Origin of the sequence: Mesorhizobium sp. M1A.F.Ca.IN.020.04.1.1 (assembly GCF_003997315.1) — a bacterium.
GTDB lineage: Bacteria > Pseudomonadota > Alphaproteobacteria > Rhizobiales > Rhizobiaceae > Mesorhizobium.
The window spans coordinates 1-973 of record NZ_RZSN01000396.1 but is presented as its reverse complement, the minus strand read 5'-3'; the positions used below and the strand labels follow the sequence as shown (position 1 = coordinate 973).

At 59.0% G+C, this 973-nt stretch carries 2 protein-coding genes; both read left to right on the top strand.

What is annotated here, in order from left to right; genetic code table 11:
* A partial coding sequence (gene virB10, locus EOA49_RS32155; RefSeq protein WP_164749395.1) for a type IV secretion system protein VirB10 occupies positions 1-615 on the top strand: 615 nt, incomplete at its 5' end.
* Positions 596-973: ATPase, T2SS/T4P/T4SS family (locus EOA49_RS32150; protein WP_164749394.1), on the top strand; the 378-nt coding region annotated here is incomplete at its 3' end. The genes virB10 and EOA49_RS32150, both read left to right, overlap by 20 nt.

Below are 973 nucleotides of genomic sequence, written 5' to 3'. Positions count from 1 at the left end.
CTCATTCCCGGTATCCTCGAAACGGCAATCAACAGCGACTTACCGGGGCAGATTCGGGCGATCACGTCTCAGGATGTCTATTCGTTCGATGGCCGCCGCATCCTGATCCCGACGGGAACGCGGCTGATCGGTGAGTATCAGTCCGATGTGACCAGGGGACAGAAACGTATCTTCGTCATCTGGACGCGGCTTATCCGTGATGATGGCGTGAGTGTCCGGCTGAACTCGATCGGAAGTGATAGTCTCGGCCGTTCCGGTCTCTCCGGCCATGTCGACAACAAATGGCGCGAACGTTTCGGCTCGGCCATCGTCCTTTCCATCGTCGGCGCCGGCGCCAGCTACCTGACCGGCTTCGGGAGCGACCAAGCGTACGGCAAGAACAACGACGATGCCAAACGCGGCGAGGAGCTGGCGCGTGATACGATTGCTCAAACCTTCAGCGACATGGCCAACCAGGCTTTGAGCGAAAATCTCCGCATCCCCCCGACCATCAGCGTTAGCCAAGGCGAGCGCATCTTCGTTTATGTCCGACAGGATCTCGATTTCAGCGCCATGTACGACGATCCCGTCACCGAAGCGATGAAGGAAATTCAACGTGAACGTCGCCGTCGGTAGAGCCCCGAACCCTTACCATTTTCTAGATCGCGCGCTGTCGCCGCTGAAACGATTGCTGGAAGACCCGCGCGTCGTCGAAATTTCGATCAACAAGCCGGGCCATGTCTATGTCGAACGCCTCGGCGCCGATCATATGGAGCATCACGAGATTCATGAGCTGACGGCCGCCGAAATCCAGAACATCGGTGAGCGCGTCGCCGGCGCGACAAGTCAGTTTATCAGCCGCTCCAAGCCCATTCTCAGCGCCGCACTGCCGACAGGCGAACGCATTCAGGTCGTCCTGCCGCCGGCCGCTCCGGAAGGCGGCTCGATCTCGATCCGTAAGCAGGTGGTCAACAACTTCACGCTCGAGGAGTAT